This is a genomic window from Microvirga zambiensis WSM3693, assembly GCF_016735695.1.
GTDB lineage: Bacteria > Pseudomonadota > Alphaproteobacteria > Rhizobiales > Beijerinckiaceae > Microvirga > Microvirga zambiensis.
The window spans coordinates 46,878-69,844 of the sequence record NZ_JAERQD010000021.1 but is presented as its reverse complement, the minus strand read 5'-3'; the positions used below and the strand labels follow the sequence as shown (position 1 = coordinate 69,844).

Sequence of the window (22,967 nt, the reverse complement as noted above, 5' to 3'; positions counted from 1 at the left end):
ACTGTGCTTCTATGATGATTGAAGCGGGGAGTACCCAGTGAAAATCGCATGTGTTGGCGCAGGCCCAGCCGGTCTGTACTTCGCAATCATGATGAAGCTGCGTGATGCGGAGAACGACATCACAATCTTCGAACGGAACCCTTCCGGGACCACCCATGGATGGGGTGTCGTGTTCTGGGACGATTTGCTCAACAGCTTGAACAGCAACGATCCCCAAAGCGCGCGTGAGATTGTCGAGCACTCTTTCTACTGGACTGGTCAGGTCGTGGACGTAAAGGGAAAACAGCGAGTCCACAACGAGGGCGGTGGCTATGGCATTTGCCGTCGGCAGCTTATGGCTATCCTGACCAAACGGGCGACAGAGCTAGGGGTAAGAATTCAATTTGAGCGCGAAATCGCGGACATCAACCAGCTGCCCCATGCTGATCTGATCGTTGCCGCCGAAGGGGTCGGGAGCCAGTTGCGGCAACGTCATGCCGATCAATTCAAGATGCAAGTCAATGTTGGTCGCAACAAGTATGTCTGGCTGGGAACGACACAGGTCTTCGCGGCTTTCACGTTCGGCTTCGTGCCAACTAAGGCTGGATGGATCTGGTTTCACGCTTACGCCTACAAGAAGGATATGAGCACATTTATTGTCGAGTGCGCCCCAGAGACGTGGGAGAGACTTGGTTTTGACACGATGAATGCAAGCGACAGTCTCAGGCTCCTCGAGAAACTCTTTGAGCAGCATCTCGACGGCCATCAACTGATGACCAATACCAGTAAAGGCAATAAACTGCCCTGGCTCAGCTTCCGCACCCTGGTCAACGGGACATGGCACATCGACAACATCGTTCTGATTGGGGATGCCGCGCACACTACCCACTTCGCAATTGGCTCGGGGACGCGTCTCGCAATCGAGGACGCTATTGCACTTACTAACGCAGTAGGCGACCAGCAGGATGTTCACGCGGCGCTCAAGGTGTATGAGATCGAGCGGCAGCGCGCACTAACATATCCAGGGCGGGAGGCGCGTCTCAGTGCGCAATGGTTTGAGAGCCTTCCGCGCTATATCAGTTTCGATGCGCCGGAGTTTTTCACGCTGTTGCTGAACCGACGCTCTCGTCTGATGCCTCACCTGCCCCCGAGACTATATTATAAGCTCCATACAACTCTCCTACGGCATCCAGTTCTTAGAGGACTGTGCAGGTGGGCGGCTCCCATCCTTGGAAGCCTCTACAGGCTGCGGTTACAGCCCTAAAAAAGTCGGCGATGGGCTTCTGGCACGCGCTCGTCGCGCATTCACCAGCGTATCGGTCGCGTTGTCCGCCCGTTCGGAGCGGGTGCAAGCCTCCCGGTCAACTCGCGGGCGCAGGCTCTCGCGTGCGCCAGTTCTTGGTCGTTAGTCCCACGGCCGCGCCCTTTCAATGTTATCAGGCATCTCATCTTGGGCGGAGCGGAACCGGTGCGCTTATCAGGCGGTTGCTCGCGAGTATACGACCGGAAGGCTAGCCTGAATCCCGGCCGCAATGCCGCAGGTGAGGTTTGCAACGCAGCGGGCTCGCGTCGACGGTCTCCGGTACGCCTCTTTCTGCGCGACGAGCAAACGAGAACTCGGCCAGGTCGATATCCTAGCTTGCTGGAGAGCGGCCGCCTCAGCCCAACCCTGACTTGAACACAAAAAAAGCGCCCCTCGTGAGAAGGGCGCTTTAGGGCCTGGCCCATAGGGGCAGAAGAGAGCCAGAGGACTATCAACATACGTGCGGCGTCTTGGTTCCCCAGAGCTGCCAGATGATTTTCGAGCGCGAGCTGCATGCAAGCCGAGGTTAATTCTTAGATAACGGTCTCCCGTTGGGGCGATTGCGGGCCGGAGCCGCGTCTAGGTTCAAAAGAATCAGGCGCGGTTTTTCTCTTGTGCGCTTGAATCCCGGTGCAGTCTTGTCAGTATGGCTCGACAGAAGCACCGACCGAGCCAGCGGGCGAGGCCAAGCAGGTGATGGCGACGAGGCGTCCGATCCCCGTCACCGCGGCACTGTCAAGATTGGTTTTATCAGGCCTCATGGGCTAGGAACAAGACCTGATACGCCAATCGGGAAGAGGGGGATCGCTGAACTTCAACCCTGCGGGAACACATTCTGGGCGACTCGTATCCGTGGTTGAGAGCGGCGAGGAATCGACTGACCCGGTTGTCTCAGGATCTGTGAAATTATCGAATTTCTGGGACCAGAGATGGTGCTGCCGGAATGTATCAGAGTTCATGTTCTCGGTTGTGGTGCTCTCGGCTGCGGTGACAGAGAGCGTAAGGCCAACCAAGAACACTGCTGCTGCGGAAATTCTGAAGCCGATCATTGTTGCCTCCAGGGTAGGACCGAGAATTAATCCTCCTCTGACCAACAGCGTTCCCATGAGACGGTGATCTTTGTTCTCCAAAGCGCGGCTATGCCGAAGGTCCATAAAATCCGCCCTGCGCTGTCCATTCTATCGATCGTCGTAACAGGTGATGAGAATGTGGCTTTCGTCCATCTCGCAAGCCGTGTGCGAGCATCGGTACAACACGGCTAGCCCGACCGCCGCGTCGCGGCGCTCCTCAGAGGTTAGAAAGGCATGGAAAGCCTCCTCGACCTCGGCCATCGGGAGCAGCAGCGTCTCTCCAGGGGCTAGGTACGCCGGTCTGTTTTGCAGGTCCGTCGCTTTCATGATCGCTGGTTTGTCAAAAAGACCAATCTTGAAATCCTGACTTCTGCAGGCGCCAGTTACGGACGGCAGCGATGAGCGCAAACAGCAGCGCACAGGCCGAAACAGTGGCGATCAAGCGGGGGACGAAATGCTCGCTCAGGGCTGCGGAGGTGTAGCCGGCATGGTCATGGCTAAAGTGATGGATGGTGGCAATGAAGATGCCGGCCATGAAGCCCAGAACCGCCGCCATAGGAACGCTCCACGGTTCCGCTGCGGCCGGTATCTTGCTAGTGCTGGTCTCCATTTTGGCGGACTTTCCGAACTACTGCGAGTCGCTGATACCATTGCGATACCATCTCAGTAAATTGACTGACATAAGGTAGGTTAACGGAACGGGCGCGGCTTTTATTCCATCCCGGGGGATCGGCAAGTAGTCGTATTGGCAAAGTTCGGGCAGGCAGCTAGATACCACCATGAGACCTTAGCAGTATCGATGCCGCCAAGGTCTTCATCGGGCGGCCTAGGCTGCTTCAAAGCCTGAGACTGTCGATGCGCTGCTACTTCCACTTGGCGAACGGTCATGAGACCATTCTGGACGACATCGGCATCGAGGTCTCTGATTTGGACACAGCGCGCGAAATGGCGTTGCAGGCCATTGAGGACATCAGGAACGAGGCGACCAATCTCGATACATCATGGCAGGGCTGGCGGCTCGATATCGTGGGTCCCTCCGGCCATACTCTCGTATCGATCCCCCTGGAACCTACGATCCACTGACTTAGGACAGAGGGTTAGGCGCGCTGAGCCAGCGACGGCTCGATCACCTGCGGCGTGGCCAATTGCTGGATCACGTTGATGACGGTGTCGGGGAGAAAGGGCTTGGCGAGGAACGCGATTTTGTCGGACAGGTCGTCAGGACCAGGGCGCTCCCGTCCTGATGTCATGACGACGCCAAGGCTCGGCCATCGCTCCTGAATGGTCCGAGCCAGGGTAGGCCGTTCATGGAACCTGCCGGCATCTCGATGTCGGTGACCACCACCTGGATGTCGGGACGGGCCTGAAGAACGGTGAGAGCCTCGTCGGCGTTGACGGCCTGGAAAACCTTGAACTCTGCCTCTTCGAGGAAGTCGGCCATAAACATCCGAACGAGGGTCTCGTCCTCAACGACGAGGACGGCGATCCGGGGCTCGAAAACTGACATGTGAGCAGTGATCCTCAGATACCCAGCGGAACCTCAACGGCTAAGCGTAGCCTTGGTTCCCGTACCGAAGGTGTTGTCAACACGGGGTTAACAGGAAACTCGCGACCTTTTGCTCAACAAGGGATTTGGGAGTGGTCTATCGGCCATCCGCGTCCGCCGCCAATCCTTCCAAGTGCTGGGCGACCTCGAACAAGTGAAACTTGGCCTCAAGGAGCGAGACCTGCTCTGCAAGGATGCGGATCTTCTCAGCCTGCTGGCGATACTCGGCCGCCTTGTCGGGGCGGAACACATCCATGCTCTGTACCTCCGATCAAGTTCCTCGCTTACCAATGCGCAAAAGATGCTATGGTTCGTTGTTTGATGAACGTAGCGCCGTCCGCACAGGTCTCCCGTGAATTCTCATCGCAGCCGACATGAAACACTCTGGCCAAAGGGAGTGATGAATTTCAGCTCGGGCGTCTTCCATGATTGGGCAATGGTACTCGGATCAAGAATGCATAGTAGGTTCAGAGTGCCCACGACCTGACCCGGCCATGAGGGTTTTCAGTACCATCTTCAGCAGATCATCCCGGCCGGTCGGCTTCTCAAGCCACGGCGCGGCCCGAAGCTCGGATGGCATCCTATCGCCTCGAGGATATCCAGAGTAGATGACGAAGGGGATCGCACGACTGTTGAGCTCGCGCGCCAGTGCTGTGGCAGGGCCATCCTTGAGCATGAAGTCGACAATGGCGACGTCGGCAATATTGGCTTCCAGCCATGCTCGCGCCTCGGCCATGGAACTCACGGTCTCCACGCCTATCCCGGCCTCTTCAAGGTAGGTCTCGATCGACATGGCAATCAGTGTCTGGTCTTCGATAACCAGGCAGCGAGGATGATCATTTATCTCTGTGCTCATGATCTCCTGGTTAAGGGAGGAGAAAGCAGCCAGCATTCACTTAAGTGGATCTGGGCCGTACCAAATCGTTCTTGCGCCCACCAGAAAAGTAACATAGATCAACGACAGACATTCAAATGTCTGAAACGCTGGCTTTATCACCATCTATGGCCACGTTTTAGGTGCTGATCTCCGGAAATGCTTCCGCCGACAAAGGAGAAGCAGCATGGTGCCCGCACCTTTACTCTCGCCCGGTTATCATCCGCTGATCCGCAAGCTGGAGAGCATCTTCCCGCTCAACGATGAGGAGCGGCAAGCCCTGCAGGACCTGCCGATGCAGGTGGCCGCCCTCAAGGAGGATCAGGACATTGTGCGGGAAGGTGACCGCCCCTCCCGGTCGTTCGCAATCCTGAGCGGCTTCACCTGCACCTACAAGATGACCGGAGACGGCAAGCGCCAGATCGTGACCTTCAGCATCGCCGGTGACATGCCGGACCTGCAGAGCCTGCACCTGAAAGTGCTGGACATCAGCGTGGCGACCCTGACCCCGTGCACCGTTGGCTTCATCCAACATGAGGCTTTATGGGATCTCTGCACGCGCCATCCGCGGATCGCTGCGGCCTTCTGGCGCGAATGTCTCGTCGAAGGCGCCATCTTTCGTGAGTGGGTGCTCAATGTCGGACGCCGCGAAGCCTATCATCGCATGGCGCATATCCTGTGTGAGCTGCTGGTGCGCCTGCGGGTTGTGGGACTGGCAGAGGACCATGCTTGTGAACTGCCCATTACACAGGTCGAGTTTGCCGATGCCCTTGGCATCACGGCGGTTCACGTCAACCGGGTGATGCAGCAATTGCGCGCCGATGGCCTGATCAAGTCCAACGGTAGCCGCTTGAGCATTCCCGACTGGGAGCGGTTGAAGGAAGCAGGCGACTTTGATCTGACCTATCTGCATCTCAGACGGGACGAGGCGGCAGCATGAGCTTCAGCTGACGCTTGGAGGAATTGCCCAGAAACATCTCCGACCGATCTACTTACTTCGATTGGATTTGCGATCTGGGATCTTCCGCAGGGCTGCGATTATGTGCTGCTTGATAGCATCGTCATAACTCGTCAACGAGCTGCGAGCTGTCCTCTCCTCTGGCAGCCCTTCCAGAAATGTGAGCTGAAACAAGTAAAAGCCATTGAGCAATGCGCCGCTTCGTGCCGCCTGAGGGCGAAACCCTGGCGGATGAGGGTCACTAGCATGCAGAGCGCTCCAAAAAGTCCACTGTTCCCGCGTGATGAAACCCGGAACAGGTCGATCCAACGGGATTGCACATAGCAACTCTGGCCGGTCGATATTTCGAAAGAGATTGTAAGGGCAGTCACGCAGATCCTGCTCATCATTCGCACAAACCGAGCCGATTTCATGCCTCTTGCGGGATGGTGCGGACATCGGCAGGCGTCAACCTTCCATACTCGGTTGCGAGAGCCCTGCCGGGGGAGGTTTCCCGGCAGGGCTCCATAGGAGGAACAGGCTGCAGAACCTGCTCACTGAAATCATGACTGTGCTGAGGACAGCGCGCGTTAACACATGTAAGTCGGTAGCCCAAAATCAGGTGAATGCGTAACAGTTGCAGAGCTGCGCGATCGGCTCCTTACGACCTATAGCTGCCCGGCGGCTCGTGCGCGAGTTTTCAACGGCATCACCCGATGCAGATATAGACGAAATGGTGGCGAGTTATCTACAGTGCATCGGGCTGTCAATTGCACGCTGCAAGAACGCGACAGCTTAAGTACTTGCAGGCGAGCCTTCTTTCGCCCGAATTGCGCGTTCAACTGCTTTTCTGTGCCAGAATGGGACTTGGGCAGGTTGCCTTCAGTTACGCTTATCAGTCCCTCGGACCTATGGAGAGCGTCATGCGAGCTATATGCAGGCAAGCTTGGAAAGCTATTGTCGTTCCTGCCGTCCTCCTAGGCTCTGCAGCACTCGGGCAAACGAGAGGAGCTTGGGTTGACCCGCCTGCCGATCTGTCTGCGCTTTCAGCGCAACCGACCGAGCAGAGCCCTTCAGCGGAGCCTCCCTCTCAAGCGAGGACCTCTTCGGTACCGGCAATTGCGGCTCCAGCATCACAGGCGGGGCCAAGCTCTTCTCGCAGTGCTGTTCATTTGAAATCCAAGGCCATAACAGAGGGGGCCTCATTCGAGCATTCCGAGCAGCAGGGGCCGTCCGCTCCATTTCAGGCTGTTCCACGGCAGCAAAATCCTCGATCTACCTCGGAAGCCAGAGGCGCGCCAAAGAGCACTTCTGACATAGCAATTCGGCCGCATCCGGTTCGAGGACGGTCAAGCTCTCAGGAGCAAGCCGCGCAGAGCTTGGCAATTCATTACCTTAACCTCTGGTCCGCTTCAAATCGTCAGGCACTTCAAACCACGCCAGAGTTCTACGGCCCGAGAGTACTCTTCCACGGAAGGAGAATGAGCCTTGGAGATCTATATGCCGAGAAACGCCGCTTCGCTCAACGGTGGCCTGACCGAGATTATCGATATCGCCCTGACACATTGAACGTGCGATGCAATCCTGGACCGAACACTTGCACGGTACGTTCAGCTTTTGACTTTGAGGCTGTCAACTCCAAGCTGGACAAACGCTCCCGTGGGGTTGGGACGCATGAGTTGGTTGTGAGCTTCGCAGGAGAGCGGCCGGTGATCGTCTCCGAAACGAGCCGTGTGCTGAGCAGAAAAAGACGCCCGTGATCGAGAGCTGTCACAGAAGCTGGCGAGAAGGCTTTCATGACTGCGATAATAATTAATTCAGTTTCTGCTGCGACGAGTGCGAATATAGGCCTGGTATTAAGGCGATATTCTCGTAAGGCATTACCAAATCTGGCTATGTTGACGCCTAGGGCAGCTAAGTTACGATAACGTCGTTTGCTCATAAATGGCTTATTACCAAAGCTTGCCGTGTCCGAATGATTTTGGCTTTTGCCTTGTCCGCGGTGTGACAACGGGAACTGCTGTTGTCAAAGAGATTGTGTAATGCCGATCCAACAGCTCCCCAGGTGCTCGCCTTGGCTTACGAGTTGACAGGGGCGCTCCTGATGGAGGTCCGATATGTGCGGACGAAAGTTTGCAGAACTCACAAGTCGCTCCGTGAGGCTGCATATCGCGCCATTCAGCCAAGCGCCCCGGGAAGCCCGTGGCGATCTCGCAAAGACGTTTGCAGCAGTTCTGATAGGGTCGCTGTTAAGTGGCCCTGTGATGGCCGAGGATCGAACACTGACAGAGCAGAGCAGTCATTCTAACATCCAAGTTCTTCAGACCACCAAATGGGCCTCCAATCTGGTCAATCAGACAGAGACTAGCGACGTTGGTAATACCCCTAATGTCATGCCCTTGCTGGTCGATACACCGGAGCGGCGGCAACTCGCAAAGGATATCGAGCACCTCCTTCGGGACGGCAAAATAGAAGAAGCTGAAGGCTACCTTGATAAGGCGCTAAATGTAGCCACCTTTGCCATTTTCCTCCAAGACCAGCTTAAAACGCCAAGCTTGTTAGCCGAGCTACAAGCACTCGGCCTCCCAGACGACAATCGGTCCACCGTTCTTCCAGGTGCCAGAGGGCGGCCCGTGGCACTTGCACCAGATAGTTCGGGTGCGACACATGCTGTGCCAACAACTGATGAGCTTGCAGAGTTGAAAGTTGCAAGAGAGCGGGAACAGCAACGGGCTGATGCCCTTTCCCGTGACCTTGCGACTGTTACGGAGGAGCTGCGTGCGCTTCAAGCTTTGCGGGCGCAAGAGGCCGCTTCTGCGGCAGTAACCGCTCAACAATGGGCAGACCTCAGGGCGTCCCTTGAAAACGAGCGCGGGCGGGCAGACGCTGCTACCCGTGATCTTGCCGTTATGGCGGAGGAGCGTCACGCCCTTCAGCGACTGCGGGGGCAGGATGCGGTCCTTGCCGCCTACAGCCGCAAAGAATTGCAGGAATTGAAGAATGAGCTTGGGCGAGAACGACAAAGGAGCCAGGCCGCGTCTGCCGTGCATCAGAAAGCGGAACAATCCCAGAGCAACACGAGAGGTGAACCGATAGGTACGGCAAGCCTCGTACCGTCGCCTGGGGCCAGTTCACCGGGGTCATTACCGGCCCGGGCGACTGTTCAGGCAACCACCCGTAGACTTCGTGGCGTTCCGAACGTTGTCGATGCAGCAACACTTTCACTGCAGGACCGCACCATTCGCCTGGTTGGTGTTCAGACGGATGGTGATGCACGCAGCGCCAGTGAACTGATCAAATATCTGGATGACCGCGAAGTGGATTGTGAGCCTGCGGGTCCAACGGATGTTTACCGATGCCAAGTCGACGGGGTGGACCTATCCACAGTCGTGTTGTTCAATGGCGGTGGGCGGGCTGCGCCGGATGCAACCCCGGGACTTGCGCTTGCGGCGGACCGAGCGCGATCAGCTCGCATAGGAGTCTGGAGCCGATGATACCCGCCGTCGACTAATCCGGAAGGCCCGCCCTCCGCAGTCGATCGATGTAGCGCAGTCTGGCATCCGGGTCCGAGAATTGTGAGACGCGCTCCGCCTCCGAGAGAGTAGCGCCGGAATGGATGCGGAGCACCCTCCTTAAGGGAGGACCTGGCCTCGTCCATCCGGTCCAGTAGCGCGTAGGAGGCTGTCATAATCCGATATGCGCCGATGTAATTGGGTCTATCCTGCACGAGGCACCGTCCCGTGCGGATTGCTTCCGCATAGTCGCCGGCCGCGAATGACGTCATGCCTCTTGTGGTCAGGTAGTCATTCGCGAGGAACGGTTGCGCGGACTGAGGCGGACCGCCCGCTCCAGGCCCTATGACGATCTGGAGCCGCGTGAGATCGTGTGGCTTGTTCACGAGGATGTGACTGAACGAGTCTTCATGGCCACGACTGTGCCAGGCTGGGGAACCGGCCCATGACGATGTCCAGTTCGACACGATGCCCGAGGTCGAGACGTTCATGACAGGCCGCAACGCCATGCTGCAGCCGGTCACTGCAGAGGATGGCCCATGGATTATCGCCCGTTTCTATAAGGATCTAAGGCAGAAGACTGCATCTTAAGCGCTGAGACGAGAAGCCGTTTCAATGCTGCTCGAACTTAGTCGCTTAGTGTTTCCGGAAGCCGTTGCTGCTAGGGTGTCTGGGTTGCGCCACAGGCGTCCGAGACGGACTGTTGGCGGTTGCGTTTAAACGCTTCCCGTAGCAAGCCGGACAGGCGCGCTTCGCGGCTGCCGGCAACCGATCCTGCTGGCGGGTACTGAAAAGCCGCCAGCGGGCTCGGTGCGCGGTTTGGCTCGCAAGCAGGATTGCCGACAGATCATATCCGTGAACGCCCATCGCTCCGCCTGAAACGCGCCCATCCGACAGGGTTGCGGCTGTCGCCGTGATGTTGACGACCGCCGCGCCTTTCAGGGCCCAGACGAGCACGTCAGTGGAGAACGGATGGGAGACCAGCCGAGCGTGGCAGCGTCATGTCCATGGCGGTCAATGAAGCGGTCCACATCATTGGCGCAGATGCCGATACGCTCAACGAAAGCGATGCGCTGATCGGGTTGGATGACAACTGCCTCCTCAACGGTCGCGTGGGCCTCAATGCGCTGACGGGAGGGCTCGGATCCAACGTGGGTATGGGTTTCCGACGAGCGCGCTCTAACCTGAGTTTGTTCCTGAGGTGCTGATCAGAGGTGAATTATGAAACGACTGAAGGTGCTTTGTGACCCAGTTTCAAAACTCGCGCGCGGCGGCGGCACGGAGCGGCGGGCTATTTGGACCTATGCGGGCACAGGTCCGACGCTTGTGGACTTTCTCAACTTCTGCCGGAAATTTAAAATGTCCGCTGGACTAACAGCAAGTCCAGCAACTGGGATCTCGATGAGATGCAAAGGCGCGGCGCGATCGAGGTAGTTGAGGCATAGGGCCATCCGCTGGCTTACCCGATGACCCCTTTCGGCGGGATGCTCCGTCGCATCACGTGCTCGTAAATCGGATTGGGGAGGGTCATTGCACCCTCCTCGGTCCTTTAGCATAGTGTCAGGATCTGGGGCGACGAAGAAAGACCCGTTTTCTGCTCCCGGCGATTTTAGGACTTCAGCTGCCGGAATAGGTTATCTATTTAGCGGGCTCCTTATATTCGCGGCTGCCACCTTCTTCGGCCAACAGTGCTACAGATGGCTTAAAGAAGGCGTTACATCGCTGACTGTCACCTCGCTGCTGATGATCAGAAATTGGGCGATATGCTCCGTCAGGCAGCCGTCTCAAACATTCTCGAATTTTTGTTGGTCGTAGGGTCGGGCGCGGCGGGGTGACCCCGCCGCGCCCAATCTAGAAAATTTGCTCGTCATCGATCAGACCGAGTTTGGCCATTCGACGGAGTTCGTTCATCTGTTCAATATAATTCAGCTGTTTGTTGACCTCCAAGTACTCAAAATACTCGGCAGCAACCCGCGCAAGTGGCTGGACCAAATCCGAGGCACTCGATCCGACAATGCTCTCAAGCGGCCCGATGAGGCCTGCGGCAAAGTCGGTGTCGGGCTCGAGTCCGGTGTAGGAGACGTCACTAGACAAAATATCGAGTGCCGTGGTCAGCGTTCTTACAGTTATACGCACATCGTCCGCAGTGATCGCGTTGCTCATGCAGGTTGCGCAGAGCACGTCCCGGACACTAGCGAAGCAGACGGAGTGTCCCTGCTCCACCAGTCGCCTGTGGACATTCCTGGTCGTGCGTTCGCCCACGGGAAGTGCATTGTACACCTCAAGAATAAATTTCGGGTCAATCATGTCAGTCATTCCAATTCCTAAAGTGCGAGGGAAGGTGGAAGTACTCAGCTTCGTCTGGAGGATCGCGGCAGTGCGAAGTCGCCTGTTGTCCTTGAGGACTTGAGAGGCATGGGTGGATTTCTAAGCGCTGCGCCAGTGGTGAGTTTCTCGCGGCCAACCTGAGTTCTGTCTCTATCCCTGCTGGGGCGAACTCTGCCCGTCGGCCCATGCGCATATTGGGCTTGAGGCTGCCGGGTGTTCCTCCGTTGCGGCGCGGGTTTAAGGCGACTCTCTTGACGCCTGTGCGGCGATCGTTCGGTACCCCTCGCAGGAGGAGTTCAAGAAGAACGGCCAGGGCCGCCCGCGGCATGGCGACGGCCTTTGCTTGATGGGGGCCTTGGAGGATCATGCTCTGTATTTGTCTCGAAAGGCCGTGCCCCGCCCCCGTCCCATTGCAAGGGGCGATAAGATCGATAAGAAAGTAAGAAAGGGCCTTATTCATCAGCGCCCCCCCTCTACACGGAAGCCTGTTCCGCTTCTTATCTTCTTACCGTTCTTATCGGGGGTAGAGGTTTGGGTCTTGATAAGATCCGGTCTCTCCGGATGAACATACAGTCCCCGCTTGACCTTCCGCACCTGACCGGCTTTGGCCATCTTGAAAAGGAGCTGGTCGACACACTTCCGATTGGCTCCGGTCGCGATTGAGATCTCGTGCGGATTCATCGGTTCGTCCGCATCGACGAGCACGCCGAGAATGCTTGACCGCTCGTCAGTGCGGCGCACGTCTTCGGCCTTGCCCATGACGAACCAGCGACAGTTGTCCTTGTTGAACTCGACAGCGCTCTCGATTTCTTCGATATCGCGGCCTCGTCCGTAGATCGTCGCGCCGTTGCTGTCGCGGTCGAGCACGACAGTTGTGTCCGCCGCACCTGACAGGCCGAGCGTGCCGCTGACCTTTTCGAACGGGTCTACATCGCTGCCGCTCTTGCGGGTGTGGTGCACCACAATGACCGCAATGCCGAACTCGGATGCGAGGGCCTGCAAGCCTTTGATGGCGTGATAATCTGCCTCGTACATGTTGTCCCGAGTGCCGCTCGCGGGGCGAAACATGGCCAACACATCCACGATAACGAGGCGCGGGTTCTGAGCATCCGTGATCCACTCCCGCATTGCATCGAGGCCGCCCTCGCTGGCACGAGGCCACTCGTTGGCACACCGAAAGCTCCCCGGCCACTCGTTGACCGGCCCAAGCACTTTGTCGATGCGCCGTTGCAGGCGGCGCTGGTTGTCCTCAAGGGCCAGATAGAGAACGTCTCCCTGCTCGCAAGCAATGTCACCGAGGCAGGTGCCGCCTGTGGCAACGGCAAGCCCCATGTCGAGCACCAGCCATGACTTGCCCAGCTTCGGACGGCCGGCCAGGAGCGTGCAGCCCTCGGGCACATAGCCGGGGATAACGAATCGAGGCGGCGGGAACTCCTTCTGCCGCAGCTCGCGAGCGGAGATCGTGCGGATCGGCACGTTGAAGGCGCTGCCCGCGGCGTCTGACTTCTTGTGGCCGTTCTCCCGCTGTCGCTGTGCGCGCAAATCGTTGAGGTCGATGAAGTCGCGATGCATGTCCATGTCAGGACACCTTTCTGAAGCGCTCGAAATGCGAGGAGGGAATGAGAATTCGGGGCTTGGGGCGGGTCAGGACCCGGTCCAATTCCTCGCCGTGCTCTTCATCCTCAGCAAGGAGCGGCCCGGCGTCGTCGAGGTAGTGCGCCGCTGCCTGCGGGCGGATGAGGCAGATGCCGTCGCGGTAGGCCTGCAGCCAGCCGGCCAGAGAACGATGCACCTGAATGCCTGCGTGATCGATTAGACGCGGAGCGTAGACCTTTTCCTGACCCAGCGCCCATCCTCGTCCAAGCCATGTTGCGAGCTTTTCGGCAGATGGCGACCAGGCAACGATGTCGATGGCCTCGTCCCATTGGTTGGTGATGAGAAAGATGAAGGCGCGGGCGCCTTTGTCTGCATAGCGATGATGGTGATGCTCGAACTCGAAGCGGTCGCCGTCGAAATTCACAGTGCTTGAGACAACCGGGATGGGGCCGGCAAGAGCATCGGGCGGAATGCCAAGACGTTCCAACTCCTCGACCTCACGCGGCGTCAGAGTACGGCAGGCATTGAAGGTGCCCATGATCCGGTCGGGATGCATGAGGTTCATGATTCCCCCCCGCGCTCTGGAGCGTGGGGAGCGGCCTCCCGGTCGTGGTCGAGTTGCCGGTCGCGCATGCGCTGGGCGATTTGCTCGCAGACCTTCGTGACGGCATCGCCGAGGGGGATCCAATCGCCGAGATCCTTGGGGGCGGAAGGGATCTGTTCGCTCTCGAGAGGCTCAGCCATGATGGACCTCGTGCGAGGCGGCGAGCAATTCCGCGATCAGGGCAGCCTGGAGCGGGCTGACGCGCGCTTGGCGAGCGATCCGGTGAACGGCATAAGGAAGAAGGAGTTCGATCTCGCCCGAGGAGTGCAAGTCGTCGGGCTGGTCGGGAAGGTGTTGGCGCTCCACGAGCGTCATGTTAAAGTTCTTGGGCATAAGAAATTTCCTTGAGCCCTGCGCACGGCCCCCGTGTTCGGGGCTTTCCTTTTGTCCGCGCAAGAGGCCTTGTTGAGGTTGCGCGACTACCCGGCGGTTACGGTGCGTTCGGACGTCGAGCGGCGGACGCGGTCGTTCATCCACGCCATCACAGTCGGGATGTGATAGCGGACAGACTTGCCGATCTTGTTGAAGGGAGGCGTGTCGCCAGACAGGCGACGCTTGTTCCAAGTGCTGGCGCTGATTCCGGTGATCTCGGCCAGCTTCCGCGTATCAACGTATTCGTTGGAAAGCATAGGCGGTTCCTCGTCTAGGAGAGGCCCGGCATCGCCGGACCAACGAGGAATCCAAGTACTACCTGGGAAATTGGCGGTCTAAATTGGCAAAGTAGCGGTCAGCTGTTTTCGGCCAATTTCTTCGCGCCAGTTTTCGAGCGTCGCCCACGTTGCACCCATTCCTTGGGAGCGAGATCGCTTCTTAATTTTCTGATGCGGTCTCGTGACAGCGTTGGGAAGTGCTCTCGCATGTGTCGTAAGTCATCGTCTCGCGATGGCGGTGTCCAGCCCTCATGCTGCTCGATCCAACTCTTGTAATAGAGCTCGACTTCGGCCTTTGTTGCGCGCCTGTAAGGTGTGGGTTCTGGTTGATGGCTATCGCTCCGTAGGAAACTATCAGCGCGACGATCTCGATTGCTCTTCCGGTGGTTCATTGGAGATGTCAACGCAGTTGAAGAGGTCGCCAAGGGCGACGCTGCATGCGGCTCATCCCCGCTTAGAAGGGTCGCAAGCTCTGCTTCATTGATCAGCGGGTTCGACAACCCGGCTTGCTTATGCGCATTCGCAGCCCAACGTGCGCTCCAGCTGGAAGCCTTGATTTTCAAAGGATCGCCGCCATCATTACCGAGGCTGAAGGCTGCAAGTTTCCCATCATACAGGCCTTGGCGAAGCCGCTCCCATGCTTCATCTCTCAGCATTTCCCGTCTCTCTATGCGCTGCTGGATGGATTGGATCTCATCGTCTTCGATGGCGTCCAGACGCGCAGTTTTCTCCTGGCCCTCACTCATCGGACGGACCTGGTATGGCGCTTCGGGCCAATGGCCTGCTGCCCTCCGGCTGAATGAGTTCATATTGGTTGCTGAGGCCCGCATCGCGTTCTCAGCATGTTCGCGCGCTTTTTCAAAGTCGCGCTCCCACATATCTACGCGCTTGAGGTCTTCGACTGCTCGGCTATGCCGTGCGAGCCTTTCTTCTTCCTGAGGGCTGATCTCGATCTTGCCGTACTCCTGGGGGAAGAATACCGCTGCTGCTCGATTAACAGCTGTTTCCAGCGTGCAATATCCTTGAGGGACGAATGGGTTCGGCGCGTGGCGCTCGCGCCACTTTGCAAGTTTCCGTTCTATTGAGTCCAAGGTTGCTTTGTAACTCATCGACATCACTGCCACACCGCCCTTAGGCCACGCGAGGCAAGCACCCCAGCGGTGAATGGGATACACGGTTGGCCGACCGTCCTCGCGCCTCTAATCTCATCCGGCACCTTTCCGAAGAGGAATTGCCTGCTGTTCGCCCGCGTCACCGACGGAAACTTCGGCACCAGTGGACGACAGGATTGAACTTGCGATCCGCTCCGCCAGATCTCGCACAGGATTGGTCTGCCGCGACACGTAGCGTCCTGTCATCGCTAGTGTCTTGTGCCCCAGCGCGTCGCGTAGGATAAGTGCATTCGCCCCCAGCGAAGCTCCTCGTGTTGCAAAGGCATGACGCAAATCGTGAAGATGCAGGTCCTCGACTTTTGCGGCCTTCAGGACAGCTGCCCAAGCGTCGCGGATATTGGACGCGGTCAACGGGCCATTACCTTCGTCGTTGGCAATGACCCACACGCTCAACCTAGGGGCCGGGCGTAGAAGCGCCACGACAGGCCCTGGAAGCGGCACCGTGCGAGCACCTGCCTTGGAATTCTCGGCGCGCAGGCGAAGCACGGCGGCGTCCAGATCGACATCGGACCACTTCGCTGTCAGCCACTCACCACGCCGACACCCAGTCAGCGGAAGGAGCTTGAACAGGAGACGTGCATTTGGCCGGATGGGCACTTCTTCAATCGCCGTCCAGACGGCTTTCAGCTCGTCGTCAGTGGGAATACGGTCACGGGATTTCTCAGGATGGGGCGTAATCCCCCGCGCTGGATTGTCAGGGATCAGCTCATCCGCGACCGCGAGCTGAAGGGCCTTACGGAGTATGGCGAGGTCAAGATTGGACTGTCGTGGCCGATGGGTCTGCTTGGCATGCCAGCTCCGGATCTGTGTCCTAGTTAGGTCGGACAGGCGCGTCGCACCGAACTCGGGGATCAGTGTCCGGCGGATCATCTCTTCGAAAGCTTTAGCCGTGCTGGCCTTACGCTTGGGCTTCCAATGCTGCTCTAGCGCCACGAGCAGAACGTCTTTTACCGTGGGCTCCTGCTTGCGGGCCATCCGGGCAGCTGCCGGATCTTCTCCATGGGCGACACGGGCTAGGATCTTCTTCGCCTCCCCGCGGGCCTGATCGGGCGTCAGTGGGCCATGGCGGCCTATCGAGATCCGGCGCGTCGGAAAGCCCCTCCCCCGCCCGGCCCGGTATTCGACAAGATAGGTTTTCGAGGTGTCAGCATTCAGCCGGACAGCGAACCCAGTTAGTATATCATCACGGACAATCCGCCCGGCATCCTCGGGCTTGAGCCCATCGACAAGGCGCTTCGTGATCCTCGGCATAGCACCCTCCAGAGGATGCGGCCTGCCTTCCATGTCGGCACCATGTCGGCACCTGAAGGCAAACGCAGGACAACATGAGGAAACGTCATGCTAAGGAAGAGTAAAGCTCATCAAGGACTTAGTGTCACCACGGGATATATGGGGAAACGTGAGGCAACAAGACGCATCAAACTCAAAATCGAGTTCCGCAAGGAGTGCTGGTTCGATCCCGGCCAGGGGCACCATTGTCGTTCGCGCTGAACGGCAATGAAGGGCTGTCAGACGTCTCCTTGCCCTTCTTTCCAGGGTTTTTTCTACAAATCCGGACCGCCTTGCATCTCGTTCGGGCGTGCGGTCGCTTTCGGGGTACCCCGTTTTCCGCCTTGCGGACTCCTCACCGCTTCTAACAAATGACCCGGCCGAATATGACGGGTTTCGGATTTACGATTGGGGCGGCGCAAAAATGCGCCTTGGGGGATTTCGGCTCACGATATCAATCGCCTTCAAAGCCGCTAGGAGGGGCTTGTGATGGAAGCCGAACTCGAATTCGTTGCGCGCGCTCTTCATGATACCGAGGATGATGCCCAGACTTGGGATTGCGAGCCCGACATCATCAGGGATGAGTTTCGTCTGTATGCGCACGCGGCGCTCGAATTGCTCGCGGAGCATCGCCAGCACAACACCTCCGAGACGAAGTTTCTTGCCTTTCCCTATGCCGCCTGAGACATGACCCGCGCTCCGTAACGTCGAGCCGCGGGTCGTTTCCGCTCTCCCGACCGCAGCCGCGCGGGGCAGCCCCCACAACCTTGATTGCCCGAAAAGGCGTCGCCCGCAGCAGGTTCACAGCGGGCGACGGGGATAGTCTTGCGAGGCCGATCAGCCGCGATGCTCGATCACCGTGACGATCCGACGGGTACGCGGCTCAACGATCACGATCTGATCGCGCACGACCACGTACTTACATTCGGGCAGGCCGGTCAGGATGCGCTCGACATTGTCCGGGCAGTCATAGAGCGTCGCGACCGATGTCGGGATCGTCGAGCCCACGCTGACGCTGAAGGTTACGTTCGTGAGCGGCTGGACGTTCACGCTTCGGAACGACTCGGTGATCTGGGTCCGCTGCTCCGAGGTCACGTTCACACTGGCGGAACTCGGCGACTGCGTGCTGCCGGTCGTATTGGCGTTATTGCCCGGCTGGCCGGCTGTATTGCCGGTCGTGTTCCTCGTTCCGCCGGTGTTGCCGGATGCCGTTCCGGCAGCGTTGCCGCGGTTGCTGTCGGATGGTGCCTGCGCGGCGCTGTCGGCCGGGCTATTGCCGCGATTTGCCGGAGCGGTCTGGCCGCTCGACGCAGAACCCGCAGCCGAGCCTGATGCTGAGCCCGAACCACCCATCGTTGCACCCGGGGAAGAACCGGACGTGCCTCCGCTGGGCGGCATGACCGTCGTGCCTCCGGACGCACCGCCGGAGGCGCCACCACTCGCGCCACCGCTGGTCTGGGCCATCGCTGCCACGCTGAGGGAAAGGGTCGCTGCAGCGACGGTCGCCATCAGGAATGTCCGCATTGAAAGATCTCCCATGAATAGAGCGCCCCTCCGGCGCTACACATGGGCTGTCAACGAGATCTGTCCGGACCTGTTCCGCAATTTTCTCTATTGGCTTACTGCGTACAGCTACCGTTCATATAGATGAATGGCGCGAAGGAAAAAAATTCGCCTCTCTTCATAAATATTGCAGAAGACAAGCGTAAGTTTAAGCCCTGAACGCTTAAATCAATTCGGTCACGAATGGATTTGCGTCTGCATGTTTTGCGCCGAGAAGGGTGCGAAATCGACGACCACCTTCTCGTAGACGGGGCGCTTGAAGGGAATGATGAGCTCGGGCAGCCGGTGCATTTCCTCCCAGCGCCATTCGTCGAATTCCGGGCGATGGCCACCGCCGCCGGGCTGACGGATGTTGATCTCGCTCTCGTCGCCCTCGAAGCGGAAGGCGAACCATTTCTGGTTTTGCCCGCGATAGCGCCCGCGCCAGGCGCGTCCAGCCACCATGGATGGCAAATCGTAGGCGTACCATTCGGGCGCTTCGGCCAGGAGGCTGACGGAGCGCACGCTGGTTTCCTCGTAGAGTTCGCGCAATGCCGCCCGATAAGGCTCCTCACCCGGATCGATCCCGCCCTGCGGCATCTGCCAGGCATAACCGTCCGCATGATTGTCGGCTTCGGAATGCCGCCGTCCGATGAAGACCAGGCCTTCCTTGTTGATGAGCATCACACCGACACAGGAGCGGTAGGGCAGATCCGTTCTGGCCTGTGATCCTCTTGCGCTCCTCATCCGATCTTCACTCCCTCGATGATGGACACCCGGTGCGGCCGGTTCTTGATAGTGCCGACGCTGACGCAAGGTTCCGAAACAGGGAAGAAGAGTGCCGTTTCACCGACCGGTATACAAGCCTTTCCGTTCGGTTGTGGACGTCTGAATAGGAAATGAGCCCGATGGGGTGTACCCACCGGGCTCATTTTGCAGCTTTGTTTCCTGAATGCGGAGCGAGCCGCGATCAGTTGGGCGTCGTGGTCGCGTTGGCAGCGCCCTTGCGAACGCCATGCAGCAGGTCGTAGGCGGCCAGCAGCTGCTTGTCCTTGGTCGGATCCGGCGGGACATAGGCGGAGGAACCGCCGCGCTCATCCTGCTCGCCACCATTCTGCAGGTGGCCGCGCAGACCGGCCTCGCCCTTGGTCTCGTCCTTGCCCTTGAGCTCGTCCGGGATGTCCTGCAGCACCTCGATATCCGGCTCGATGCCCTTGGCCTGGATCGAACGGCCGGACGGGGTGTAGTAGCGCGCCGTCGTCAGGCGCACGGCACCGTTGCCGCCGAGCGGGATGATGGTCTGCACGGAGCCCTTGCCGAAGGAGCGGGTGCCGAGCACCGTCGCGCGCTTGTGGTCCTGCAGAGCGCCGGCCACGATCTCGGAGGCCGAGGCCGAACCGCCGTTCACGAGCACCACAAGCGGCTTGCCCTTGGTGAGGTCGCCGGCCTTGGCGCTGAAGCGCTGGGTGTCCTCCGCATTGCGGCTGCGGGTCGAGACGATCTCGCCGCGGTCGAGGAAGGCGTCGGAAACCATGATCGCCTGATCGAGCAGGCCGCCCGGGTTGTTGCGCAGGTCGATCACGAAGCCCGACACCTTGTCGGCTCCGATGTCGGAGGTGAGCTTGTCGATGCCGGCGCGCAGGCCCTCGAAGGTCTGCTCGTTGAACTGCGTCACGCGCAGAACGCCGATGTCACCCTCGACGCGGGCCCGCACCGGACGGACCTTGATGGTCTCGCGGGTCAGCTTCACCACGATCGGATCCTTGGATTCCTTGCGCTGGATCTTGAGCGTGACGGCAGAATTGACCGGGCCGCGCATCTTGTCGACGGCCTGGTTCAGGTTGAGGCCCTGGACCGCCTCGTCGTTGATGTGGGTGATCACGTCATTGGCGAGGATGCCGGCGCGGGAGGCGGGCGTCTCGTCGATCGGCGTGACGACCTTGACCAGGCCATCTTCCATGGTGACCTCGATGCCGAGGCCGCCGAACTCGCCGCGGGTCTGCACCTGCATGTCGCGGAAGCTCTTGGCATCCATGTAGCTCGAATGCGGATCGAGCGAGGTAAGCATGCCATTGATGGCTGATTCGACGAGCTTGGACTCTTCCGGTTTCTCGACGTAGTCCGTGCGGACCTTTTCAAAAACGTCGCCGAAAAGGCTCAGCTGGCGGTACGTATCAGCCGAAGCGGCAACCGCGCTCATGCCCGACAGAAGGCTGGTCTGCGACACCATGGTCGCCCCGCCCGCGCCGATCGCCGCACCGAGAATCAAAAGGGATAGTTTGCGCATTATCCGCGAACCTTTTCGCTTTGCGATTTTGCCCACCAGGGACCTGGGTCAATTGAACCGCCGTCTTTCCTGAACTCAACATAGAGGACGGGATTGTTCTTTTCTATGGCGGCGCCGATCAAACTCATGAGAGGAGCTTCTCCCATGGTCGCAACGGGTTCGCCCGCGAGCACGAACTGCCCGACATCGACGTTGATTTGGTCCATCCCGGCCAGAAGAATATAGTATCCCCCACCGGCATTGATGATCAAGAGTCGACCATAGGAACGAAAGGGGCCCGCAAAGGCGACCCAACCGTCCGCCGGTGATACCACGCTTGCTTTCTGTCGGGTCGTGATCGAAATGCCACGCGTCGTTCCGCCATACCCGTCGGCAGCGCCGAATTCTTGGGCAGTCTCGCCACTGACCGGGCGCGGCAGCATCCCACGCGCCTCGGCAAAGGGAATCTTGGGCGCCAGGCGGGCCGGATCCCGGAAGGCCAGCTGGGCAAATTTCTCGCGGGTCTCGCGCTCCTGCGCCTCGGCGGCCCTGCGGGCCTCCGCCGCAGCCCTTTGGGCGCCGGCGATTTCCGTCTCCATGCGGTCGATCAGCTCTTTGAGGGTTCCCGCCTGACGGGAAAGCTCCTCGGCCTTCTTCTGCTCCGCCCCCACGTTGCGCTCGACCTCGGCGATACGGCCCTGCCGTGCCTCCATGAGGGCGGCTAGGCGCTCCTGCTCCCGGTTGAGGCCGGAGAGTTCGCCGTTTAGGGTCGTGCGGTCGGTGGTGATGGCCCCTTTCAGACGTACGAGCTCACCCAGATCGGTTGCCAGGATTTCGGCCTCGCTGCGCAATTCGGGCAGGACGGCGCCCAGCATGATGGAGGCGCGGACCGCTTCGAGCATGTCCTCCGGCCGGACCAGCACCGCAGGCGGCGGGCGGCGGCCCATGCGCTGGAGGGCGGCAAAGACCTCGACGATGACCCCGCGCCGGTTCTGCAGGGAGCGACGAATGGCCGCCTCGCTGGCGCTCAGCGTCTGCAGCCGCTGTTCCAGGCCGCGGATGCGGTCCTCGGTGCCGCGCACCCGCTCGGCGGTCTCGATCAGGGCGGCATTGAGCTTGGCCCGGTCCGCCTTGATGGATTCGACCTCGGTCTCGAGACGCCGACGTGCCTCGGCATTAGCGGTGATCGCCTCTTCCAGAACTTTCAGATCCTGCTCCCGCCTAGCTTTCTGCTCGGCCGTCTCGCTCTGAGGGGACGGCGCCACGGGCGCAGCCAGCTGCGGCTGGGCTCCGGCGGGGCCCAGGGAAGCGACAACCATCCATGCGGCAAGGCCAAGCGCCTTGCGGGGGAATGAGAGTTTGAAGCGGATCATCCGTCAGGAATCATCGTGGCCGGCGCGATGATAAGGGTGACCGGCTATGATTGTCAGGGCCCTATAGACCTGCTCGGCCACGAGCGCGCGCACGATCTGGTGCGGCATAGTGAGCGCCCCGAAGGAAACGACGAGGTCGGCCCGCTGCCGCAGCCTGGGATCCAGGCCGTCCGGCCCACCGATTACGCAGGCGATGCCCGCACGACCCTCATCGCGCCATTGCCGGATCTTTTCAGCGAAAGCTTCGCTGGAAGGGCTCTTTCCGCGCTCGTCGAACACGATCAGAACGGACGAGCCCACCTTCTCCAGCAGGGCCGCTGCCTCCTCCGAGCGCCGGTCGTCATCCCGGCGCGCCCGGCTCTCCGGCAGTTCGACGATATCGAACCCCGCCAGACCCAAGGCCCGGCCCATGCCTTCCACGCGCTGCCTGTATCGTTCGACCAGCTCCCGCTCGGGGCCGCTCTTGAGACGGCCCACGGCCAGCAAGCTCAATCGCACGATCTCAGGCCTTGTGTCAGCTCGCGCGATCCTGCGGGCGGTCGGCGCCCCACATCTTCTCGAGGTTGTAGAAGCCACGAACCTCGGGACGGAAGACATGGATCAGCACGTCGCCGGCATCGATCAGCACCCAGTCGCAGGCCGGCAGGCCCTCGACGCGCGCATTGCCGAATCCCTTGTCCTTGAGATCCTTGATCACGCGCTCGGCAATCGCGCCGACATGGCGGTCGGAGCGGCCCGATGTGACGATCATGGTGTCGGCAAGGGAGGTTTTTCCGGCCAGGTCGATCTCGACCGTGTTCTCGGCCTTCATGTCATCGATGGAGGCAAGGACGACAGCCCGTATGTCCTCGTCTGCAGGAGCAGTCGCTCCGGAGAGAGGAGGAAGCGGATTCAGGCCCGCTTCGGCAGAAGATAGTCGGTTCAGGTTCAGACCCTTTCTCAACGG

General features: G+C 59.5%; 25 protein-coding genes. 6 read left to right on the top strand and 19 right to left on the bottom strand.

Features of this window, described 5'->3' with window-relative positions; genetic code table 11:
• Nucleotides 1–37: 37 nt before the first annotated feature.
• Nucleotides 38–1,243 (top strand): FAD-dependent monooxygenase, encoded by a 1,206-nt coding sequence (locus JKL46_RS17145; RefSeq protein WP_201835049.1) that lies wholly within the window; start codon nt 38–40, stop codon nt 1,241–1,243.
• Between the two features lie 1,449 nt (nt 1,244–2,692).
• On the opposite strand, the gene JKL46_RS17140 is transcribed toward JKL46_RS17145, so the two are convergent.
• The gene (locus JKL46_RS17140; protein ID WP_201835047.1) at nt 2,693–2,908 is read right to left on the bottom strand and encodes a hypothetical protein; all 216 of its coding nucleotides are present in this window, start codon (nt 2,906–2,908) and stop codon (nt 2,693–2,695) included.
• A gap of 299 nt (nt 2,909–3,207) precedes the next feature.
• Between JKL46_RS17140 and JKL46_RS17135 the strand changes: the two genes are divergently transcribed.
• Nucleotides 3,208–3,435, top strand: coding sequence for a DUF6894 family protein (locus tag JKL46_RS17135; protein ID WP_201835045.1), 228 nt, complete (start codon nt 3,208–3,210; stop codon nt 3,433–3,435).
• Between the two features lie 14 nt (nt 3,436–3,449).
• On the opposite strand, the gene JKL46_RS35590 is transcribed toward JKL46_RS17135, so the two are convergent.
• The 4 genes from JKL46_RS35590 to JKL46_RS17120 all read right to left on the bottom strand — a co-directional run bounded on the left by JKL46_RS35590 (nt 3,450) and on the right by JKL46_RS17120 (nt 4,754).
• Complete coding sequence (locus JKL46_RS35590; RefSeq protein WP_246529360.1) at nt 3,450–3,602, bottom strand: hypothetical protein; 153 nt, start codon at nt 3,600–3,602, stop codon at nt 3,450–3,452.
• Entirely contained in the window at nt 3,599–3,859 is a 261-nt protein-coding gene (locus tag JKL46_RS35585) for a response regulator (RefSeq protein ID WP_246529359.1), read from the bottom strand. Before JKL46_RS35585 ends, JKL46_RS35590 begins: the two co-directional genes overlap by 4 nt.
• 136 nt (nt 3,860–3,995) lie before the next feature.
• On the bottom strand, nt 3,996–4,154 hold the full coding sequence (locus tag JKL46_RS17125; RefSeq protein WP_201835043.1) for a hypothetical protein: 159 nt from the start codon (nt 4,152–4,154) through the stop codon (nt 3,996–3,998).
• Nucleotides 4,155–4,346: 192 nt separating this feature from the next.
• On the bottom strand, nt 4,347–4,754 hold the full coding sequence (locus JKL46_RS17120; RefSeq protein ID WP_201835041.1) for a response regulator: 408 nt from the start codon (nt 4,752–4,754) through the stop codon (nt 4,347–4,349).
• Between the two features lie 205 nt (nt 4,755–4,959).
• On the opposite strand from JKL46_RS17120, the gene JKL46_RS17115 reads away from it, so the two are divergent.
• The 3 genes from JKL46_RS17115 (at nt 4,960) to JKL46_RS17105 (ending at nt 10,429) form a co-directional block, all read left to right on the top strand.
• Nucleotides 4,960–5,712 (top strand): Crp/Fnr family transcriptional regulator, encoded by a 753-nt coding sequence (locus JKL46_RS17115; protein WP_201835039.1) that lies wholly within the window; start codon nt 4,960–4,962, stop codon nt 5,710–5,712.
• Nucleotides 5,713–7,973: 2,261 nt separating this feature from the next.
• Complete coding sequence (locus JKL46_RS17110) at nt 7,974–9,203, top strand: thermonuclease family protein (RefSeq protein ID WP_201835037.1); 1,230 nt, start codon at nt 7,974–7,976, stop codon at nt 9,201–9,203.
• Between the two features lie 1,019 nt (nt 9,204–10,222).
• A complete protein-coding gene (locus tag JKL46_RS17105) occupies nt 10,223–10,429 on the top strand; it encodes a hypothetical protein (RefSeq protein WP_201835035.1) in 207 nt (68 codons plus the stop codon).
• Between the two features lie 643 nt (nt 10,430–11,072).
• Here the strand turns inward: JKL46_RS17105 and JKL46_RS17100 are convergent.
• From JKL46_RS17100 to JKL46_RS17065, 8 genes are all read right to left on the bottom strand, one after another.
• Nucleotides 11,073–11,537, bottom strand: a complete 465-nt coding sequence (locus JKL46_RS17100; protein ID WP_201835033.1) for a hypothetical protein — start codon at nt 11,535–11,537, stop codon at nt 11,073–11,075.
• 471 nt (nt 11,538–12,008) lie between these two features.
• Nucleotides 12,009–13,127 carry an AAA family ATPase gene (locus JKL46_RS17095; RefSeq protein WP_201835031.1) on the bottom strand — a complete coding sequence of 373 codons (1,119 nt, stop codon included), beginning with the start codon at nt 13,125–13,127 and terminating at the stop codon, nt 12,009–12,011.
• Nucleotide 13,128: 1 nt separating this feature from the next.
• A complete protein-coding gene (locus JKL46_RS17090) occupies nt 13,129–13,710 on the bottom strand; it encodes a hypothetical protein (protein WP_201835029.1) in 582 nt (193 codons plus the stop codon).
• Entirely contained in the window at nt 13,707–13,889 is a 183-nt protein-coding gene (locus JKL46_RS17085) for a hypothetical protein (protein WP_201835027.1), read from the bottom strand. The genes JKL46_RS17090 and JKL46_RS17085 overlap by 4 nt, the downstream gene beginning before the upstream one ends.
• A complete protein-coding gene (locus JKL46_RS17080; RefSeq protein WP_201835024.1) occupies nt 13,882–14,082 on the bottom strand; it encodes a hypothetical protein in 201 nt (66 codons plus the stop codon). Before JKL46_RS17080 ends, JKL46_RS17085 begins: the two co-directional genes overlap by 8 nt.
• Nucleotides 14,083–14,168: 86 nt before the next feature.
• Nucleotides 14,169–14,378: a helix-turn-helix transcriptional regulator gene (locus JKL46_RS17075; RefSeq protein ID WP_201835022.1), complete on the bottom strand. Its 210-nt coding sequence runs from the start codon at nt 14,376–14,378 to the stop codon at nt 14,169–14,171.
• Nucleotides 14,379–14,476: 98 nt separating this feature from the next.
• Nucleotides 14,477–15,508: a hypothetical protein gene (locus tag JKL46_RS17070; RefSeq protein ID WP_201835020.1), complete on the bottom strand. Its 1,032-nt coding sequence runs from the start codon at nt 15,506–15,508 to the stop codon at nt 14,477–14,479.
• 96 nt (nt 15,509–15,604) lie between these two features.
• Nucleotides 15,605–16,855: a tyrosine-type recombinase/integrase gene (locus JKL46_RS17065; RefSeq protein ID WP_201835018.1), complete on the bottom strand. Its 1,251-nt coding sequence runs from the start codon at nt 16,853–16,855 to the stop codon at nt 15,605–15,607.
• A gap of 474 nt (nt 16,856–17,329) precedes the next feature.
• Between JKL46_RS17065 and JKL46_RS17060 the strand changes: the two genes are divergently transcribed.
• Nucleotides 17,330–17,524 (top strand): hypothetical protein, encoded by a 195-nt coding sequence (locus JKL46_RS17060; RefSeq protein WP_201835008.1) that lies wholly within the window; start codon nt 17,330–17,332, stop codon nt 17,522–17,524.
• Between the two features lie 153 nt (nt 17,525–17,677).
• On the opposite strand, the gene JKL46_RS17055 is transcribed toward JKL46_RS17060, so the two are convergent.
• The 6 genes from JKL46_RS17055 to rsfS form a co-directional block, all read right to left on the bottom strand.
• On the bottom strand, nt 17,678–18,364 hold the full coding sequence (locus tag JKL46_RS17055; RefSeq protein ID WP_201835006.1) for a DUF1236 domain-containing protein: 687 nt from the start codon (nt 18,362–18,364) through the stop codon (nt 17,678–17,680).
• A gap of 216 nt (nt 18,365–18,580) precedes the next feature.
• The gene (locus JKL46_RS17050; RefSeq protein ID WP_201835004.1) at nt 18,581–19,129 is read right to left on the bottom strand and encodes an RNA pyrophosphohydrolase; all 549 of its coding nucleotides are present in this window, start codon (nt 19,127–19,129) and stop codon (nt 18,581–18,583) included.
• A 223-nt stretch (nt 19,130–19,352) separates the two neighbouring features.
• Nucleotides 19,353–20,669 (bottom strand): S41 family peptidase, encoded by a 1,317-nt coding sequence (locus tag JKL46_RS17045; protein ID WP_201835002.1) that lies wholly within the window; start codon nt 20,667–20,669, stop codon nt 19,353–19,355.
• A complete protein-coding gene (locus JKL46_RS17040; RefSeq protein ID WP_201834999.1) occupies nt 20,669–22,021 on the bottom strand; it encodes a murein hydrolase activator EnvC family protein in 1,353 nt (450 codons plus the stop codon). The genes JKL46_RS17045 and JKL46_RS17040 overlap by 1 nt, the downstream gene beginning before the upstream one ends.
• 3 nt (nt 22,022–22,024) lie before the next feature.
• Nucleotides 22,025–22,519, bottom strand: coding sequence for a 23S rRNA (pseudouridine(1915)-N(3))-methyltransferase RlmH (gene rlmH, locus JKL46_RS17035; RefSeq protein ID WP_201834979.1), 495 nt, complete (start codon nt 22,517–22,519; stop codon nt 22,025–22,027).
• Between the two features lie 16 nt (nt 22,520–22,535).
• The gene (gene rsfS, locus JKL46_RS17030) at nt 22,536–22,865 is read right to left on the bottom strand and encodes a ribosome silencing factor (protein WP_343074074.1); all 330 of its coding nucleotides are present in this window, start codon (nt 22,863–22,865) and stop codon (nt 22,536–22,538) included.
• Between the last annotated feature and the right edge of the window lie 102 nt (nt 22,866–22,967).

Excerpts from the sequence above, each read along its gene's own strand:
- JKL46_RS17135 (WP_201835045.1), top strand. The coding sequence starts at position 3,208 with ATGCGCTGCTACTTCCACTTGGCGAACGGTCATGAGACCATTCTGGAC.
- JKL46_RS17115 (WP_201835039.1), top strand. The coding sequence starts at position 4,960 with ATGGTGCCCGCACCTTTACTCTCGCCCGGTTATCATCCGCTGATCCGC.
- JKL46_RS17120 (WP_201835041.1), bottom strand. The coding sequence starts at position 4,754 with ATGAGCACAGAGATAAATGATCATCCTCGCTGCCTGGTTATCGAAGAC.
- JKL46_RS17050 (WP_201835004.1), bottom strand. The coding sequence starts at position 19,129 with ATGAGGAGCGCAAGAGGATCACAGGCCAGAACGGATCTGCCCTACCGC.
- JKL46_RS17110 (WP_201835037.1), top strand. The coding sequence starts at position 7,974 with ATGGCCGAGGATCGAACACTGACAGAGCAGAGCAGTCATTCTAACATC.
- JKL46_RS17090 (WP_201835029.1), bottom strand. The coding sequence starts at position 13,710 with ATGAACCTCATGCATCCCGACCGGATCATGGGCACCTTCAATGCCTGC.
- JKL46_RS17055 (WP_201835006.1), bottom strand. The coding sequence starts at position 18,364 with ATGCGGACATTCCTGATGGCGACCGTCGCTGCAGCGACCCTTTCCCTC.
- JKL46_RS17100 (WP_201835033.1), bottom strand. The coding sequence starts at position 11,537 with ATGACTGACATGATTGACCCGAAATTTATTCTTGAGGTGTACAATGCA.
- JKL46_RS17065 (WP_201835018.1), bottom strand. The coding sequence starts at position 16,855 with ATGGAAGGCAGGCCGCATCCTCTGGAGGGTGCTATGCCGAGGATCACG.
- JKL46_RS17060 (WP_201835008.1), top strand. The coding sequence starts at position 17,330 with ATGGAAGCCGAACTCGAATTCGTTGCGCGCGCTCTTCATGATACCGAG.
- JKL46_RS17105 (WP_201835035.1), top strand. The coding sequence starts at position 10,223 with ATGTCCATGGCGGTCAATGAAGCGGTCCACATCATTGGCGCAGATGCC.
- JKL46_RS35590 (WP_246529360.1), bottom strand. The coding sequence starts at position 3,602 with ATGACATCAGGACGGGAGCGCCCTGGTCCTGACGACCTGTCCGACAAA.
- JKL46_RS17140 (WP_201835047.1), bottom strand. The coding sequence starts at position 2,908 with ATGGCGGCGGTTCTGGGCTTCATGGCCGGCATCTTCATTGCCACCATC.
- JKL46_RS17080 (WP_201835024.1), bottom strand. The coding sequence starts at position 14,082 with ATGCCCAAGAACTTTAACATGACGCTCGTGGAGCGCCAACACCTTCCC.
- JKL46_RS17045 (WP_201835002.1), bottom strand. The coding sequence starts at position 20,669 with ATGCGCAAACTATCCCTTTTGATTCTCGGTGCGGCGATCGGCGCGGGC.
- JKL46_RS35585 (WP_246529359.1), bottom strand. The coding sequence starts at position 3,859 with ATGTCAGTTTTCGAGCCCCGGATCGCCGTCCTCGTCGTTGAGGACGAG.
- JKL46_RS17125 (WP_201835043.1), bottom strand. The coding sequence starts at position 4,154 with ATGGATGTGTTCCGCCCCGACAAGGCGGCCGAGTATCGCCAGCAGGCT.
- JKL46_RS17075 (WP_201835022.1), bottom strand. The coding sequence starts at position 14,378 with ATGCTTTCCAACGAATACGTTGATACGCGGAAGCTGGCCGAGATCACC.
- JKL46_RS17095 (WP_201835031.1), bottom strand. The coding sequence starts at position 13,127 with ATGGACATGCATCGCGACTTCATCGACCTCAACGATTTGCGCGCACAG.
- JKL46_RS17070 (WP_201835020.1), bottom strand. The coding sequence starts at position 15,508 with ATGAGTTACAAAGCAACCTTGGACTCAATAGAACGGAAACTTGCAAAG.
- JKL46_RS17085 (WP_201835027.1), bottom strand. The coding sequence starts at position 13,889 with ATGGCTGAGCCTCTCGAGAGCGAACAGATCCCTTCCGCCCCCAAGGAT.
- JKL46_RS17040 (WP_201834999.1), bottom strand. The coding sequence starts at position 22,021 with ATGATCCGCTTCAAACTCTCATTCCCCCGCAAGGCGCTTGGCCTTGCC.